Source organism: Shewanella sp. (assembly GCF_041630135.1).
Classification (GTDB): Bacteria; Pseudomonadota; Gammaproteobacteria; order Enterobacterales; family Shewanellaceae; genus Shewanella.
In genome coordinates, this window is record NZ_JBFKLW010000015.1 from 57,377 (window position 1) to 74,387 (window position 17,011).

The following is a 17,011-nucleotide window of genomic DNA, read 5'->3' on the forward strand; positions in this document are numbered from 1 at the left end:
ATGTAATGAAATGGATTGTCGTATTTCGGAGTTTATTAGTGGTCATCCGCCAGCCTGTTTTGCGATGCTGGCCTTTCATGGCATTAGCCTTGATAATCGGCATTGATTTTACTTAGCGGGGGATAACCAATGCCAGTGGATTTCAGAAGTGATACCGTGACTCAGCCAACCGAGGCCATGCGCCGCGCTATGTTTGAGGCACCGTTGGGGGATGATGTTTATGGTGATGATCCCACGGTCAACCGTCTGGAGGCCATGGCCGCCGAGATGCTTGGATTCGACAATGCACTTTTTACCAGCTCCGGCACCCAGGCGAATTTGCTGGCACTGATGAGCCACTGTGATCGTGGCGACGAGTATATTTGTGGTCAGCAGGCTCACAATTACCGCTTCGAAGGCGGCGGCGCAGCGGTGCTTGGCAGTATTCAGCCGCAACCACTTACCAACCAGACGGATGGCAGTATTGCCCTTAAGGATATAGAGGCGGCCATCAAGCCGGATGATGTCCATTTTGCCCGTACCCGTTTACTGAGTCTTGAGAACACCATTGGCGGTAAGATATTGCCGATGACCTATCTGGCCGAGGCTCAGGCGCTGGCATTTAATAGAGGCCTGAAAATCCACCTGGATGGCGCGCGTCTGGCTAATGCTGCTGTAGCGGCGAATAAACCTATGGCAGAGATCGCCGGGCACTTTGATTCAGTGTCTCTTTGTTTGTCCAAGGGGCTGTGCGCTCCGGTGGGTTCTTTGTTGCTCGGCGATGACAGACTTATTCAAAAAGCGCGTCGCTGGCGCAAAATGCTGGGTGGTGGTATGCGACAGGCCGGCGTGCTGGCCGCCGCGGGGATAGTCTCGCTGGAGCAGCAAGTTGAGCGACTGGCTGACGATCATGACAATGCCACATTGCTTGCCCGTGAGCTTGCTCAAATCGACGGTTTCGAAGTGGATATTACCTCAGTGCAGACCAATATGGTGTTTGCCACAGTGGCTGACGGTGTAGATATTAACGCGGTGGCCGCAAAGTTGATGGCAAATGGTTTTGTTATTTCACCATCAAAACAGCTGCGATTGGTGACCCATAAGGATATAGCTCGTACCGATGTTGTTGCGTTTATCGATGCACTTAAAGCCTGCTGTCGCTAAAGGGGAATTGCCGCTTTACGGCGCAACTCGGGTGTTGAGTGCGCCTGTTTGGTGCACGGATTGGCCGCAATTGGCAGTGGTTTAATTTAACCATCTGATTTTTAAATTATTAAAATTTTGGTGTGGTGGTTGCAGAGTATTGGGGGGAAACATTACGGAGGCCCCCATGAAATATTTGAGCCGTCGCTTGGTTAAACCTGATCATCTTAACCCAGCCAATACCCTGTTCGGTGGGCAGCTGCTCAGTTGGCTGGATGAGGAAGCTGCCATATTTGCTGCCTGCCAGATGAAGAGCGAGCAACATGTCACCAAACTCATTGCTGAAATCAACTTTGCCACACCTTCCCGGGCCGGAGACGTCCTGGAGTTCGGCTTTGAGCTCATCAGTATGGGGCACAGCTCTGTTACCGTGCGTGCCAAAGTGCGCAACAAGGTGTCGCTGCTGCCGGTGGTGACAGTGGAAAAAATGGTATTTGTACACGTAAACGAGAAGGGATTGCCCACCCCTCACGGGATGCGGGCTTATGCCATCTGATACTGCATCTGGGGATAGCCGGGCTGGCAGAAGGGTCAGTTTTTGTTTTCTTCTGACAACTCTTCCTTAACTGACTTCACCGCATCCCTTGATGCATGACCAATAGCCTTGGTGGCATCGCGGGTTGCATGGCCTATTTCCCGGGTGACCTCTTTTGTGGTGTCACCTACGGAGCGTCCTGCATCTTTCAGCTCAGCACAGCCAGATAGCAGCGCCAGGCTCATAATAACAGCCACAGAGGTAATTTGTGCGTTCATAAGGTCTCCTTAATTGTTGGTGCACACTATAACAGCCGGGCGCCGGGGTTGAAAAGTGTTCTGGCTCTGCCCACCGAAAGTGGACTGTGGTAGGCTTGTGATACAAAAAAATAACAATATGGTCCTTCTTTATGTCTGTCTATTTATCAGACCCATCCAGCCTTAAAATCAGCGAAATGCAGCAATCCGATCTCGCCGATGTGTTGGCGCTAGGCGAGTCTGTTCATGGTGATGCTTATCTTGATATGCCCCATCTGGAAGCGCTATGGCGTGCTGGCTTTAAGGGGGGCATCAATGCCAGTTTCATTGCCCGCCATCAGGGGGATTTAGTGGGCTTTCGGTTAACTGTGGCAGCGGGGAACTGGTTACCGGACAGATGGTGCAGTCCGGAGCTCTGGGGTATCGACATTGGCAGGGTATGTTATTTCAAATCCAATACCCTGGCGGAGTCTGCACGAGGCCAGGGGTTGGGAGGGCTGTTGTTACAAAAGGCTGCCTCTGCTGCCCGTGCGCAAGGGGCGTTGGCCGGTGTCGCTCATCTATGGCAAGAAAGTCCCAACAATGCTGCGGTCAGGTATTTTTCCAAAGCCGGTGGCCGCCTTATCAAGGCTCATCCTGATCGCTGGAACCAATCCCATGATAATCCGGATTATCTGTGCACACTTTGCGGTGATGATTGTCATTGCACAGCCTGTGAAATGTTGCTGGTGTTTTAAAGGAGTTCTAAGTGTACGACCCTCTGATAAGTTCCAGTGCCGCCGGACAGCCTTTGGCTGCATCCTACTGGGCCAGCACGGCTGAACTTGCACCCGTTCGAGAGCCCCTTAAGGGACATACTCAAACCGATGTGGCGGTTATCGGTGGTGGATTTACCGGGCTGCTGACAGCCTGGTATCTGGCTTCAGAATATGGCCGTGAAGTGACCTTGCTCGAAGCCAATCGAGTGGGTTTTGGTGCCAGTGCCCGAAATGGCGGCTTTGTTCTGAAAGGTTCCGGGCGTCTTGGATATGCTCAGATGGCATCCCGCTGGGACTTGGACACGGCTAAGGGGATTTACCGCGAGTTCTCTGAAGCCGTGGTTCGGGTTGAAGATATTATCAGGCAGGGGCAGATAGACTGTGAGCCACAGGAGCGTGGCTATCTGAAAATAGCTCACAGTGCAAAGGCGATGGCTACACTCCAGTCTGGGGCTGATTTTATTGCCCGCTATATGGGGCAGGGTGCTGAGTTTATTACCCCCGAACGGCTTAAATCTGAGTACCTGTGCCATCAGCAATCCTTCGGTGCCTTGCGGCTGAATGATGGATTTGGGTTACATCCGCTAAAACTCTTGCTGGGTTATGCCAGGATGGCTGAACAGTCCGGGGTTTGCATTCATGAAGGGAGTACGGTTCTGTCCAGCCATAGAGAGCAGGACGGCTACCTGTTGCATACAGACAACGGCAGCGTAAAGGCAAGCACCCTGGTGTATGCGGGTAATGCTTACACTCAGCAGGGGTTGGGAGATATGCTGTCGGGGCGCTTTTTGCCGATCCTCAGTAATGTGATTGTTACCGAACCACTATCTCAGGAGCAGCTGAATCAAGCAGGATTACACAGTCATCAGGTGGCGATGGATACCCGGGTGCTTAAATATTACTACCGTTTGCTTCCGGATAATCGTTTGTTGTTTGGCGGTCGTGGCGCTGTTTGGGGGCGTGACGCCGATAATCCTGTGTATGTAAAGCGCCTGAAACAAGCGATGAACAGTGCATTTCCTGCGCTTGCCAGTGTAGAACTGAGTCATCATTGGCATGGATGGCTGGCGGCGTCTCTGGATGATATGCCACATATATATACCGACAAGGGGGCTGGTTACAGCATGGGTTATTGTGGTGCCGGAGTCTCTTTTTCTGCTCAGGCCGCATGGCGACTTGCCGGTATGCTGTGCAATGTAAAGGCGCCAGCGCTGCCGCTTTACGCAACCCCCTTGCCAAGTTTTCCCATGGCGTCTTTGCGCCGTTTGGGTCAGTGGGGTTTCTATCACTACGGAAGACTCAGGGACAGTCTGGGATAACCAGATGGTGGAAAGAAAACGCCCTCAAAAGAGGGCGTTTTTTTATCAGCTGTTTTGAGGCTCGGCAGAATCCATTTCTTCCAGCGGCAGCAATTTAATTTGAAAGTAAGCGTAGCCGGCACTGACTACAGGACAAATATAGTTAAAGAAAGCAAACGGCAGATAAGCTATGGTGGCCACGCCCAGTGTGCTTGCCATAAAGGCGCCACAGGTATTCCAGGGAACCAGCGGACTGGTAACTGTAGCAGAGTCTTCCAGCGCCCGTGACAGGTTTACCGGTGCCAGATTGTGGCGGGTATATTCAAGTTTGAGCATGCGGCCGGGCAGGATAATGGCAATAAACTGATCCGCGGTGATGACATTGGCTCCGATGGCGCATCCCAGGGTGGTGATTACCAGGCTGGATGAGGTTTTCACCATGGATAACATGCTTTGCAATAACCGATTTAAAAGCCCGGTTGCTTCCATTACGCCGCCAAAAGCCATGGCTGACAGGATAAGCCACACGGTATTCACCATGGCAGACATGCCACCACGGCTTAGCAGGCTATCCAGCATCTCGTCACCGGTTTGGGCGCTATAACCGTTGAACATAGCTATCCATAAGCCTTTCAGCATAGCCAAAGGTGCCGCCAGCTCTGTATCGGCAGCGAGCTTGGTTACCCCATCAAACTGAAAAACAGCGGCACACACCACGCCGGCAAGAGTGCCCAAAATAACGGTGGGGAAGGCGGGCATTTTGCGATAGGCAAGGTAAATCACTACAGCCAGCGGAAGCAGCAGATGAGGGCCTATGTTAAATTCGGCATCCAGCAGCGCCAGTGTGGCGTCAAGGTTGGTCTCCAGCCCGCCTGTGTCGCCTGTCAGGCCAATAAACAGGAATATCAACAGTGCAATCAGGATGCTGGGCACAGTGGTCCAGGTCATGTGACGGATATGGCTGAAGATGTCCGTGCCAGCCACAGCGGGTGCCAAATTGGTGGTATCTGACATGGGTGACATCTTGTCACCAAAATAGGCACCACTGATGATGGCACCAGCGGTAATTTCAAGGCTGAGCCCCACTGCCTGGGCGATACCTATGAGAGCAATACCCAAAGTGCCTGCCACCGTCCAGGAGCTGCCAATGGAAAGTGCCACCAAGGCGCACAGAAGGCAGCTTGCGGCATAAAAATAATCGGGACTCAGCACCTGCATGCCGTAGTAAATCATTGCGGGCACAGTGCCAGATAGGATCCAGGCACCAATCAATGAGCCCACAGAAAACAGGATAAGCAGGGCGGGAGTGGCCACTCCGATACTGCGTACCATGCCTTCTTCAATATCTTTCCAACCAAAACCGTTTTTAATACCCACAACCATGGCAATACAGGCGGCGAGGATAAGGGCTATCTGATTTGCTCCGGAAGAGCTGTCTGAGGAGAACAGGTAAACGGCGGCAGCGAGCATGCTGACCAGTGCCGCCACGGGGATGAGTGCATCCATCAGGCTGGGCTGTTTGTGCGAAGTCATAATTTACATCCTGAATTTATTATAATTTTTATTTCTGCATCCAGTGCAGGAGGGGCGTGCAGCCCCAATTGTTTTTGCTTGTGTTAGGCTAGTAAGTCCAGTTCCTGAGCCCATGCCCGAGGTATCTGAGACGGACTATCCTGACATAACTGAATGTCAAAAGTCGATAACAAATGTGTTACCTGGCAGTGCAGCAGGGCGTGTAAGGTGAAGGGAGTAAATATAGAAAACGACGCCAGGTTAAGGCTCGCGGGACAGATGCAGTGAGGGCTTGAAGTTTTCGATAAGGCTTGGCTTAAGAGGGGGAATGGCTCCCCCCTGTTGGTATCAGAGATCAGATTTTTTCGAGACGATCGTGATAATCAGCTATCAGATGACTGACGATGGCCTTGGGGTCTTCCTGGTCGCAGCATTCGTCCAGGAACAGTTTAAAGGTGACCAAAGCATGGCCATCGTTTTTCAGTCTGGAGCTTTGGACCGCAAAGAAGGCTTTTTCATCAGTGGCTTTTCGCACGATAAAGCCTGCGTCTTCAAAAGCCAGTTCACCGGATTCGCTATGCCATTTGGTAATGCGTTTAAGGGCAATTTCGCTGGAGTGGTTTAATTCAATGTGATTTTTCCAGCTTACTTCATGCTGGGGGTCATTGTAGTGTGGGCAGCGTACTGTGTAGTTATAAACATGGGTAATAGCTGTCATTGTTTTCCTGCCTTAATATTCACCAAAAAATTTGCGCCGAAGATAGTGTTACCTTAGCCGTATTTTAAAAAGTGTGCAGCATCGGCGTTACTTACCTGTTTTGTAGCACGGTCTTGGGTTACTAAACGGGTGGTGGATCAAACTTTAGCAATCACTGATGAAAATCTGAACAGCCAAATGATGGACCATTAAAAAAGAAAGCCCGGCTATAAGCCGGGCCCGCGTTTGCCTAATCTTTGCAGGGAAAAAGCGAACAGCGCCATTTTAATTGGTTTGTATCTGGATGTAACTGCTAAATGGCGCAAATTGTCATTAAATTCCAGGTTGAACGAAAAACTTGTTCACTCTGTTGGTTTGGTCGCTTTTTTTTCGCATGCCGCCCGTTAACCGCATAACAAAAAAGGCTCACAGGAGAACCTAATGAGCCTTTCGCATTAACTGTACCTGTTACGCTAACCAGTTTCCTTCAGCAACAATCAGAGTGCGTTGGTGAAAATCTGGCAGATTTCTTCATGGGTAGCCTGCTTGGGATTGGTAAATCCACAGGCATCTTTGAGCGCATTGTCGGCGAGTACAGGAATATCTTCGGCTTTTACCCCGAGAACAGTAAGATTTTCCGGAATGTTGACGGCCTTTGACAGTGACTTAATAGCATCAATCGCTGCCTGAGCACCTTGTTCGTCATTCAGTGCAGTAACATCCACGCCCATTGCTTTTGCCACATCTTTCAGGCGGGCAGCTGCCACCTGAGCGTTATATTCCTGCACATAGGGCAGCAGCAATGCATTACATACACCATGAGGCAAGTCGTAGAAACCGCCTAACTGGTGTGCCATGGCGTGCACATAGCCGAGACTTGCATTGTTAAAGGCCATACCGGCAAGGAATTGGGCATAGGCCATTTGTTCCCGTGCCAGCAGATCCTGACCGTCATGAACCGCCCGGGCTAAATTAGCCTGAATAAGCTCAATCGCCTTGATAGCGCAGGCATCGGTAATGGGATTGGCGGCAATAGATACATAGGCTTCAACAGCGTGGGTTAATGCATCCATACCAGTGGCTGCTGTGAGCGCGGCTGGTTTTTTCAGCATCAGTTCTGGATCGTTTACCGACAGGATTGGCGTGGTGTGCTTGTCCACAATGGCCATTTTTATGTGGCGGGCTTCATCTGTGATGATACAAAAGCGGGTCATTTCACTGGCAGTACCTGCCGTGGTGTTTATCGCCACCAAAGGCAATTGCGGCTTGGCAGACTTATCCACGCCTTCGTAATCCTTGATACTGCCGCCATTGGTCGCCACCAGTGCAATGCCTTTGGCGCAGTCGTGGGGGGAGCCGCCCCCCAGAGAAATCACAAAGTCACAATCATTGGTCTTGAGTAAAGAGAGCCCTGCTTCCACATTGCCAGTGGTCGGGTTGGGTTGAACCCCATCAAATATCACTGCGACAATGCCGTTTTCACCCAGCTTTTCAACCAGGGAGCCTGCGATGCCAATTTGTACCAAAGGCTTGTCCGTTACTATCAACGCCTTTTTGAAGCCCAGGGTCTTGATGTCACCAATCGCGTCATCTACTGCGCCCTGGCCGAGCACGTTTACGGATGGGATAAAGAATTTTGCAGCCATAACATCCACCTTTCTTTGCTGAAATTGAGTTTCTTCTGCGGGCAAAGGTAACAGCGCTATAGAGAGAAATATGTGATCTGTTAGCGGTAATATACCTATAATTGAGTAAAATAGTTCAAAACTTGTAACTGGTTAACATATTGAGTTATCAATGTTGTTTGAACCCATGCTTTACCGGCCAGCTATTTTTTCAACAATGGCTGACCATAAAGCCGCTGCTATTTTTACCGGAGATAGCATTGGTACCTGATTTTAGCTTTGACTCAGACTGACATTGCATAAGCTGACGTGTCAGACTGAACACGGGCCTGATTGGGCGGCATATAGGTTGTGGGGTGCAGAACTGTAAGTACTGGTTGTGGGGAATAGCTCTGTGAGTATGGAAAGTGACAATATTCGTCGGGGATGCGTCCTGAGCAGGCCGGGCGCGACGCCACATAAAATAGCAGTTACCCTTTGCTACAATTCTGTCAATATTGAAGCTTTTCATCGCCGGAACGTTCAAAACTCAAGAATCGGAATAACTTGTTTCCGGTATTTGCCAAAACACTTTGCGGGAGTAACTGTTGAAGATGGAACCGGGAATCCTGTTTCCGCTGATTGAAAATGCCGCGTTGTTGCTGGTGATGGTATTTATTTTTGATGCCATTCCCTGGTTGAAGCAACAACGGCTGCTCGGGTTATGGCGGGTAGTACTTGGGGTGGTCATTGGCCTAATCGCCATGACAATTATGGCCGCCCCTTATGAGCTTTCCCCCATGATTCCTTTTGACTCCAGTACTGTGCTGTTGAGTATTTCAGGTCTTTATTTCGGCGGTATTCCCACCTTGGTAGCTGTCGTTATCGCATCCGCGTTTCGTATTTTTATGGGGGGGCAGGCTGTTTTTGTTGGTTTGGCAGGCATATTTGTCAGTGCCGGGGTGGGCCTGTTATGGCGGCTTCGCTGGAAGAATGACTTATCAAAAATTGGTTTCTATCACTACCTGAAGCTTGGCTTTCTGGTGCACCTCTCGGTGCTTGCCAGTGTGTTGTTGATGCCCTTTGGTGTCGCCTGGCCAATCATTTCGTCTATAGGCATACCTTTGCTTTTAGTCTGTCCGGTGGCGACCATGTTACTGGGGCAGTTACTTTCCGGGCGTCTGGTATTGGAGCGGGATGAAAAAATAAAGCTGCAGGATGATTTTCTGTTCCGCTCACAATTTAATGTGGGCAACATAGGTATTGCCATCACCTCGCTGGATAAGCGCTGGATTAAGGTCAATCCCCGTCTTTGTCAAATGCTTAAGTATAGCGAGAAAGAGCTGTTGGGAATGACCTGGGAGCGAATGTCCCATGAGGCTGATCTGGCTGCTGATCTTGAACAGTTTAACAGCATGCTTGCTGGCGAAATTGATCAATATGAAATCAACAAGCGCTTCTATGCCAAAGATGGCAGCACTGTATACACCCACATGACAGTGGCCTGTAAGCGGGCGGCCGGAAAGGTACAGCTGGTGATTGCGGGTTTCATGGATATCAGCGATCAAACCCTATCTGAGGCGCGGGTGCGGGCAAGCCGCGAGCAGTTGGCTCTGGTGCTTGCTGCCGGAGAGTTGGGTTTCTGGGATTGGGATTTGAAGACAGACATAGTGGTCAGAAATGAGCGTTGTGCGCAAATGCTCGGCGTTACCATGGAAGAGATGCGCGCCAACAATCGCTTATGGGTGGATTCTGTTCACCCGGATGACAGATTGAAGTTACTTCGCTCCCTCGATTTACACCTGAATCGTCATACCCAAAATCATAGTCTTGAATATAGGATCCGTCGTAAAGATGGCCAGATCCTGTGGGTGAGAGACACAGGCAGGGTCATGCAGTGGGATAAAGACGGTAAAGCCGTCAGAATGTGTGGTATTCAATTGGACATTACTGCGGTACGTCGCAGTCAGGAGCAGCTTGAGCTGGCTGCTTCTGTGTACAACAACTCCAGCGAAGCCATGAGCGTGATGGATAATAAGGGCAATATCATCACCATCAACGCCGCATTTACCGATATTACCGGCTACTCACAGGAAGATGTGCTCGGAAAGCATATCAGCATCCTTAACTACCCACGCAATCCGGATAATCTTTATCGGGAAATGAACCGTGAAATCCAGAACTGCGGCCGTTGGCAGGGTGAAATGTGGCAGAAGCACAAAAATGGTGACGAGTACCTGATATGGCTAACGGTTAATACCATTTTTGATAATCACAACCGCGCTTATCGGCGAGTGGCGCTTTTCTCTGACATTACCGAAAAGAAAGCGCAGGAAGAAATCATCTGGCAACAGGCCAATTACGATCCTCTCACGGGTTTGCCAAACAGGCGTATGCTTTTGGATTATCTGGATAAAGAAATAGCGTTATCCGACAGACAGCATAGCCACTTCGCCCTTATGTTTCTCGATCTGGACTTTTTCAAAGAGGTTAACGATACCCTCGGACATGATATGGGCGATAAGCTGCTGGTGGAGTGTGCGGAACGTATCGAGGCTTGCGTGAGGGAATCGGATGTAGTGGCTCGCCTTGGCGGGGATGAGTTTACTGTGATGATCCGTGATATCCATGAACCCAAAGTGATTGAACGGGTTGCCAGTAAGATTTTAAGGTCGGTTGCCGAACCTTATACCCTGGGACAGGACACCGCTTATATCAGTGTCAGTATTGGCATTACACTGTTTCCCGATGATGCCAACAGCCGTGAGGCCCTGCTGAAAAATGCTGACCAGGCCATGTACGCTGCCAAAGAGCAGGGGCGGAATCGATTTAATTACTTCACTCCATCTATGCAGGAACATGCCAGTTACCGGATGCGGCTTATTCAGGATTTGAGACTGGCGGTCGAACAGCATGAGTTTACGTTATATTTCCAGCCGATAATTGAAATGTCCACCGGTGCCGTTTACAAGGCCGAGGCGCTGCTGCGCTGGCACCATCAGGATCGCGGTTTTGTTTCTCCGGCAGAGTTTATTCCGGTAGCCGAAGATACAGGGCTGATTTTGGAAATCGGCACCTGGGTATTTGAAAATGCAGCGCGCCAGAGCCGTGACTGGCAGCGCAAATATGGAAAGCCAATTCAACTCAGTGTGAACAAGTCGCCGGTACAGTTTCGCGACGAAGGTGCCAACTTTGAGCGTTGGGTCGAATTACTGAAAAAACTTGAACTGACTCAGGGCGGTATTTGTATCGAAATTACCGAAGGTCTGCTGCTCGATGCCTCAAGCGGGGTATCGGAAAAGCTGCTGGCATACCGTGATGCGGGCATTCAGGTGTCGTTGGATGACTTCGGTACCGGATATTCCTCACTGGCTTATCTTAAAAAGTTCGATATCGATTATCTCAAAATTGACCAATCCTTTACCCGCAATCTGGAAGATGACTCAAGCGATCGCACTCTGTGTGAAGCCATTATCGTGATGGCCCATAAGCTGGGCATGAAGGTGATTGCCGAAGGGGTGGAAACCGCCGCCCAGCGCGACATTCTGCTGGCCATGGGGTGCGACTACGGCCAGGGCTACCTGTATTCCAAACCGGTGACGGCACAGGAATTTGAAGCGCGTTATCTGGCAGCGCCAGTGAAGGAAGCCGCAGCGCCCAGCCTGCAACAGTAAATTGAGTGTAGCCTGAGCGAGGCGGAATTATCTGCCTCAGTTGCCGATTGCCATTTCGTCCCGGGGGACTATACTGCCGCCTCGGTTTCTTCACCCCAACAGCTGCGAATCGCCATGACTTTTACATCCCTCGGGTTAAGCCCGCTGCTCACTGAGACGGTCAGCCGTCTTGGCTATAAGGCGCCAACCGATATTCAGACTCAGGCCATCGCAGCTATGCTGAAGGGTGCTGACCTGCTGGCCATTGCCGAAACCGGCAGTGGCAAGACCGCAGCTTTTGCGTTGCCGATCCTTGAGCAGCTGCTAAGGCACCCTCTGGCACCGGTCGAATCGCAGTCGGCACAGCGGCTGCAATTGGATGCACTGCATGCCTCAAGGGCGGCCTCAAGGCTGCGGGCGTTGGTGCTTGTGCCCACCCGGGAGCTTGCCGAACAGGTGGCGGTCAATGTCAATCGCTATGCAGGGGACAGCGGTCTGGTAGCGCTGGCGGTATACGGCGGAGTGAATATTCGCGCTCAAACCCGGGCGCTTGGAGACGGGGTGGACGTGCTGGTGGCAACGCCGGGCAGGCTGTGGGACTTGATTTGCCATTTCGGGTTATCCCTGGATGCAGTGCGCTATCTGGTGCTTGATGAGGCTGACCGCATGCTGGATATGGGCTTTGGACCAGCCATCGATAAAATCCGCAGTCGCCTTGGCACTCATCAATCTGCACTCTTTTCTGCCAGTTTTGGCGAGCGTGAGCGCACACTCGCCCAGCGCTGGCTGCACAATCCGGTTACTGTAGAAACCGCCGGCACTGGTACCACCCCTGAACAGCTGTCGGTAGAACTGTTTCATCTTGACAGACGCCGCTGGGCCGAGTGGCTGGCGGAGCTGGTGGGTAAGCGTAACTACGGGCAAACTTTGGTGTTTGTTGGCACCAAGGACAGCGCCAATAATCTGGTGCGGGAGCTTAAGCTTGATGGTCTTAGCGCCGAAGCTTTCCATGGCGACAAGACTCAGGGTGCCCGTCGTCGGGGGTTGGATGAGTTCAAACGCAGCGCCGTGCGTTTGCTGGTGGCCACTGATGTGGCAGCCCGAGGGCTGGATATTGCCAAATTGCCGGTGGTGATAAGTCTGGGGATGCCCCACAGCGAAGAAGACTTACTGCACCGCCTCGGGCGCAGTGCCCGTGCCGGGCATGCCGGACACGCCATAGTGGTGCTGGAGCGGGACGATAAAGCAGGACTTGCCCAGCTGGCGGCAGTTTGCCCGGGCTTACCTGAGGCAGTGACACCTGCAGGCTACGGCCCAAAAGACCCCCTGCCGGAGCGCTACCGCCAACAATCAAGCCCGGCTGGAGTGAGCAACCGTGGCAAAAGTGCTGCTGCCAAAACCGCTGCACATCACAGCGGCGCACATAAAAACAGGCCCCATAAAGCCGGCGGTTCGGGTCAGGCTGCCAGAGCGGGGAAGAGCGGGCGCAGCAAAACGGGGCGCTCAGGCTTCGGTAAATAAGCGGGCGTGTTCCGGCGCCGCAGGCTCAGGAGTACTCCAGTTTTTGGCGTTTCGATGTAAGGGAGAGCTGAAATGCTGCTTGCCAATATCCCGGTTAATGTCATCACCGGCTTTTTAGGTGCAGGTAAAACCAGCTTTATCAAATGTTTGCTTGCTCAAAAGCCCAAAGATGAGCGCTGGGCCGTGCTGGTGAATGAGTTTGGTGAAATCGGCCTTGACGGGGCGCTGCTGGGGGAGGCCGATGGTGTGGTCATTCGCGAAGTGCCCGGAGGCTGTCTGTGCTGCGCCGCAGGCGTTCCCACCAGGGTGGCCATTGCCGGACTGCTGAAAAAAGCCAAACCCCACAGGTTACTGATTGAGCCCACAGGGCTTGGGCATCCTGCCAATATTGTGCAAACCCTGCAAAGTGACGAGTACCGCGGCGTACTGGCGCTTAAAAGCAGTGTGTGTCTGGTCGACCCGCGCAATCTTGCCGACAGCAGATACACGACCCACGAGCTGTTCAATCAGCAAATGGCAATGGTCGATATAGTGCTGGCAAGTAAAGCCGATTGTTACAATGAGACGCCGCTGCAATCTCTCGCAGGCTATCTGACTGCCATCAACCCGGATGCCACCATGATGGTGTTTTCCCGCGAGCAGCCACTTGCAGGAACTTTGCTTGAGACGCTTGATAGCCCGTCCGGCGCCTTGCTGCGAGCGAAGAACGCCCAAGAAAATAGGCAAAAAAGCACGGGGCTTACCCTCAGCAGGCCCGCAGCTAGTGTGTTTGATGCCGGGCCTGACGAGAATCCCATCACCTTTAATCCCCAGGGCGTGGTGCGCAAGCTGCATCAGGGCGAAGGGCTGTATGCCTGCGGCTGGTGCTTTGCTGCCGACTGGTGTTTTGATTTTGATGCACTGATGGCTCTTTGTGATGCCATTCCAAGCCTGCGGCTCAAAGCGGTGATGATTACCGCAGACGGTATTTTGGCCATTAATCGGCTGGAGGCGGAATTAAGCCTGTCTGAACTTGATGATACGCTGGATTCCCGGATTGAATTTATCAGCCGCGAACCTCTGGATTGGGATGCCATCGAAACGCAGATCCTGAGTGCTGGAAAGCGGCATAACGCTGGCTAAGATTGGCCTTCATCCGGTACAATCGCGCTCCATGCTGTAAAAAATAACAATCAAAAAGAACAGTAAATCATACATGAGCCATACCCAAGACTTGCTCCATGCGCCCATTCATCGCCTGTTTTGGCGCTATACACTGCCAACAGTGGCTTCCATGCTGGTGACGGGCATTTATGTGACCATTGATGGCATGTTTGTAGGCCATTTTCTTGGCGAAACCGGGCTTGCGGGCATTATGCTGGCGTACCCCGTGGGCGCTGTACTCTATGCAGTAGGCGCCATGATTGGCATGGGCGCCGGTGCCCTGATGTCAATTCGGCTTGGTGAGGGTAAAGCCGATAAGGCGCGGCAAATTCTGGGCAACGCCTTTACTCTGGTGCTGCTGGCGGCCGTGCTTTTTACCATTGTGGGTTCACTCAGTTCCCGGCAACTGCTGATTTGGCTTGGCGCCCGGGGCGAGGTGCTTGAAAGTGCCCATGATTACCTGTTCTGGTATTTCTCACTCTGTATTTTCCCGCTGATTTCCATGGCTTTTACCACGCTTTTGCGCAATGACGGTAGACCAGCGTTCGTGACCTGGGTGCTGATAGGCGGCGGTGTGCTAAATACTGTGCTGGATTACCTGTTTATCGTGGTGTGGAACTACGGCCTTGCCGGTGCATCTATCGCCACCATGTTGTCCCAGGCTGTGACCGGGCTTTTGTGTTTGCAGCATTTTTTCTCGCCCCGTACTCAGCTTCGAATCGATTGGCAGCAGATGAAGTTGACGCTGGATAATTGCCTTAATATTGCCAGGGTAGGTTTGCCAAGCCTGCTGATGAACCTGTATCTGTCGATAGTGCTGACGCTGCACAATACGGCGCTCCTGTGGGTCGGCACCCCGCTGCACGTGGCTGCCTACGGGGTGGTGAGTTATACCGAAGCCTTTTTTTATCTGATTTTTGAAGGCATTGCCCTTGGGTCGCAGCCGGTACTCAGCTTTAATGCCGGCGCAGGCCGTTTTGACAGGGTTCGCCAGATACGCAAGTGGGCCATGAGCGTGACCCTGTTGATTGCCGGACTTGGGCTTTTGTTTATATACGGCAAACCCGAATGGGCAGTGTTTGTTTTTGCGGGAGACAATCCGGCATTAAGCCCGGTGGCCATTGACGGCATGCACCTGTATTTCTGGGGCCTGCCCTTTGAAGGCATGATTTTGGTGGGGGCGAGCTTCTTTCAGGCCATCAACCGGCCACGGGAGGCGTCAATCCTCACTGGCACCAAGCTGGTGCTGATTGCGGCGGTGATCTACAGTTTCGCCTGGGCCTTTGGCGTGCCGGGGGTGTGGATTTCGCTTGCGACTGTCAGTGTCTGCCTGACGCTGTGGATGGTGAGGAAAATGGTCATAATTGACCGGCAAATGGCGTAGCTGTTTGTTTGTGTGAATGTTTGTTATAGTTGCGCAGTCTTATTCTGATGTGACAATAATTTAATAAAACTATAGGGACATACTAATTATGACGCCAACATGGAAGCTTGCACCACTGCTGCTGGCCCTCTGTGCAGCCACGCCTTTTGCCTTTGCCAACACCAACCCAGATGCTTTTGCCGCTGCATTCAATCAGTATCAGCAGGCCTGGAGCGCTGGTAATAATGCTGATGCCCGCCGCTTTGCTGAAGAAGCCTATCAGTTGGGTGAGTCCAAATTCGGCAAAGACAGCCAGGATTACGCCAATCTGGGCCTGAATTTTGCCAAAGCATTAAGGGCAGATACCTCAGGTGATATTGAGGCCGACCGCAAGCTGGCCACTGAAATTGCCGCTGCCAGTGTGGCAAGCTATGAAGCGACATTTTCCAAGGATGCACCAGAGCTGCTTGAGCCGTTGATGGTGCTGGGTGATTTGACTCAGGACAGTAAGGACGCCCGTGATATCTACCGAAGGGCGCTTGAGATTGCTGACGCGTCCGAAAAGGCGGATTTATTGGCAGTCACCCGCATGAATGCGTTCAAACGCCTTGCCCGTACCGAGTATTACACGTCAGCGGTTTATGGCTATATTCGCGATGCACATGAATATTTTGCTGCTAATCACCCTGCCAACAGTGCCGTACGCCTTGAAGCGACCTACATGCTCGCAGGTGCTCATATGGGCAATGGCAAATACCAAAAAGCCGAGCCGCTGTTTCTTGAAGTAATTGAACAATATAAAGTATTTGACTATACCCATCCCTATGCACTGGGCGCCCACAGTCGTCTGGTGGAGATTTACGAGCGACAGGGCAAGTCAGAGCTGTCCACCGAACACTGTATAGCTATTGGCAGCATGAAGCCGTGGGATGACAATCAGCAGCAGACGCCACTGTACCGTAAAGAGCCGGCTTATCCTCTGGACCTCGTTAAGCGTCGCAAGAGTGGCTGGGCTGAAATCGGCTTTACGGTAGATGAAATGGGAATTGTGCGCGATGCCAAAGTGCTGAACTCAGAAGGTGGCAAGGGCTTTGAGAAGGCTTCCATGGAGGCTGTGAAAGCCTGGCGCTATGCTCCCAAGTTTGAAGATGGCAAACCGGTGAAAGCTGAAAGTTCTGCTCGGGTGGATTTTTACGTAAAGTAGTACCCATGAACGCAAAAACGCCGCGAATTCGCGGCGTTTTTGCTTTCATCAGCGCGAGCGCTAAATCAAATACAGCCCCAGGCTACAGGCACCATGGGCGCCCACCACCAGGGCTTGCTCGATATCAGCGGTTTTGGATGGTCCGGCAATAAAGACCCCAAAGCCCAGTTCATCTTCAAGCTTACCGATACGGCCCATGGCCTGATGCAGGTCGGCGACTATGGCGTCGCAGCGAACTGCAAGCAGCAGGTTTTCGCAGATAAAGGGCGCGATGCGGGTTGTGTGGTCGCCCTGAGTGAGCGAAGCTTCCGTGACCCACACAGCGCCGTTTTCGGCCACTGCCA

Annotated in this window: 14 protein-coding genes; 9 read left to right on the top strand and 5 right to left on the bottom strand. The window is 52.0% G+C overall.

The genetic code is table 11. The features are described from left to right. Window positions 1–129 precede the first annotated feature (129 nt). Complete coding sequence (gene ltaE / locus ABYK60_RS06190) at window positions 130–1,143, top strand: low-specificity L-threonine aldolase (RefSeq protein ID WP_372871071.1); 1,014 nt, start codon at window positions 130–132, stop codon at window positions 1,141–1,143. Between the two features lie 166 nt (window positions 1,144–1,309). Beyond that, complete coding sequence (locus ABYK60_RS06195; protein WP_372871072.1) at window positions 1,310–1,678, top strand: acyl-CoA thioesterase; 369 nt, start codon at window positions 1,310–1,312, stop codon at window positions 1,676–1,678. Between the two features lie 35 nt (window positions 1,679–1,713). Here ABYK60_RS06195 and ABYK60_RS06200 read toward each other — a convergent pair whose 3' ends face one another. Next, on the bottom strand, window positions 1,714–1,935 hold the full coding sequence (locus ABYK60_RS06200) for a hypothetical protein (protein WP_372871073.1): 222 nt from the start codon (window positions 1,933–1,935) through the stop codon (window positions 1,714–1,716). A gap of 131 nt (window positions 1,936–2,066) precedes the next feature. Between ABYK60_RS06200 and ABYK60_RS06205 the strand changes: the two genes are divergently transcribed. Then, window positions 2,067–2,651, top strand: a complete 585-nt coding sequence (locus ABYK60_RS06205; protein ID WP_372871074.1) for a GNAT family N-acetyltransferase — start codon at window positions 2,067–2,069, stop codon at window positions 2,649–2,651. A gap of 11 nt (window positions 2,652–2,662) precedes the next feature. Then, complete coding sequence (locus ABYK60_RS06210; RefSeq protein ID WP_372871076.1) at window positions 2,663–3,991, top strand: NAD(P)/FAD-dependent oxidoreductase; 1,329 nt, start codon at window positions 2,663–2,665, stop codon at window positions 3,989–3,991. 45 nt (window positions 3,992–4,036) lie between these two features. Here ABYK60_RS06210 and nhaC read toward each other — a convergent pair whose 3' ends face one another. The 3 genes from nhaC to yiaY form a co-directional block, all read right to left on the bottom strand. Continuing rightward, the gene (gene nhaC / locus ABYK60_RS06215) at window positions 4,037–5,503 is read right to left on the bottom strand and encodes a Na+/H+ antiporter NhaC (RefSeq protein WP_372871077.1); all 1,467 of its coding nucleotides are present in this window, start codon (window positions 5,501–5,503) and stop codon (window positions 4,037–4,039) included. Between the two features lie 334 nt (window positions 5,504–5,837). After that, window positions 5,838–6,200 carry a cytoplasmic protein gene (locus ABYK60_RS06220; protein WP_372871079.1) on the bottom strand — a complete coding sequence of 121 codons (363 nt, stop codon included), beginning with the start codon at window positions 6,198–6,200 and terminating at the stop codon, window positions 5,838–5,840. A gap of 476 nt (window positions 6,201–6,676) precedes the next feature. Next, the gene (gene yiaY / locus ABYK60_RS06225) at window positions 6,677–7,825 is read right to left on the bottom strand and encodes an L-threonine dehydrogenase (protein WP_372871080.1); all 1,149 of its coding nucleotides are present in this window, start codon (window positions 7,823–7,825) and stop codon (window positions 6,677–6,679) included. A 572-nt stretch (window positions 7,826–8,397) separates the two neighbouring features. On the opposite strand from yiaY, the gene ABYK60_RS06230 reads away from it, so the two are divergent. From ABYK60_RS06230 to ABYK60_RS06250, 5 genes are all read left to right on the top strand, one after another. Continuing rightward, entirely contained in the window at window positions 8,398–11,457 is a 3,060-nt protein-coding gene (locus ABYK60_RS06230; RefSeq protein ID WP_372871081.1) for an EAL domain-containing protein, read from the top strand. A gap of 114 nt (window positions 11,458–11,571) precedes the next feature. Continuing rightward, window positions 11,572–12,957, top strand: a complete 1,386-nt coding sequence (locus tag ABYK60_RS06235; RefSeq protein ID WP_372871082.1) for a DEAD/DEAH box helicase — start codon at window positions 11,572–11,574, stop codon at window positions 12,955–12,957. A gap of 72 nt (window positions 12,958–13,029) precedes the next feature. Then, on the top strand, window positions 13,030–14,079 hold the full coding sequence (locus ABYK60_RS06240; RefSeq protein ID WP_372871083.1) for a GTP-binding protein: 1,050 nt from the start codon (window positions 13,030–13,032) through the stop codon (window positions 14,077–14,079). A gap of 73 nt (window positions 14,080–14,152) precedes the next feature. Beyond that, window positions 14,153–15,484, top strand: a complete 1,332-nt coding sequence (locus ABYK60_RS06245) for an MATE family efflux transporter (RefSeq protein WP_372871084.1) — start codon at window positions 14,153–14,155, stop codon at window positions 15,482–15,484. Between the two features lie 88 nt (window positions 15,485–15,572). After that, window positions 15,573–16,667: a TonB family protein gene (locus ABYK60_RS06250; RefSeq protein WP_372871085.1), complete on the top strand. Its 1,095-nt coding sequence runs from the start codon at window positions 15,573–15,575 to the stop codon at window positions 16,665–16,667. A 60-nt stretch (window positions 16,668–16,727) separates the two neighbouring features. Here the strand turns inward: ABYK60_RS06250 and ABYK60_RS06255 are convergent. Beyond that, on the bottom strand, window positions 16,728–17,011 hold a 284-nt coding region (locus ABYK60_RS06255; protein WP_372871086.1), incomplete at its 5' end, for an LUD domain-containing protein.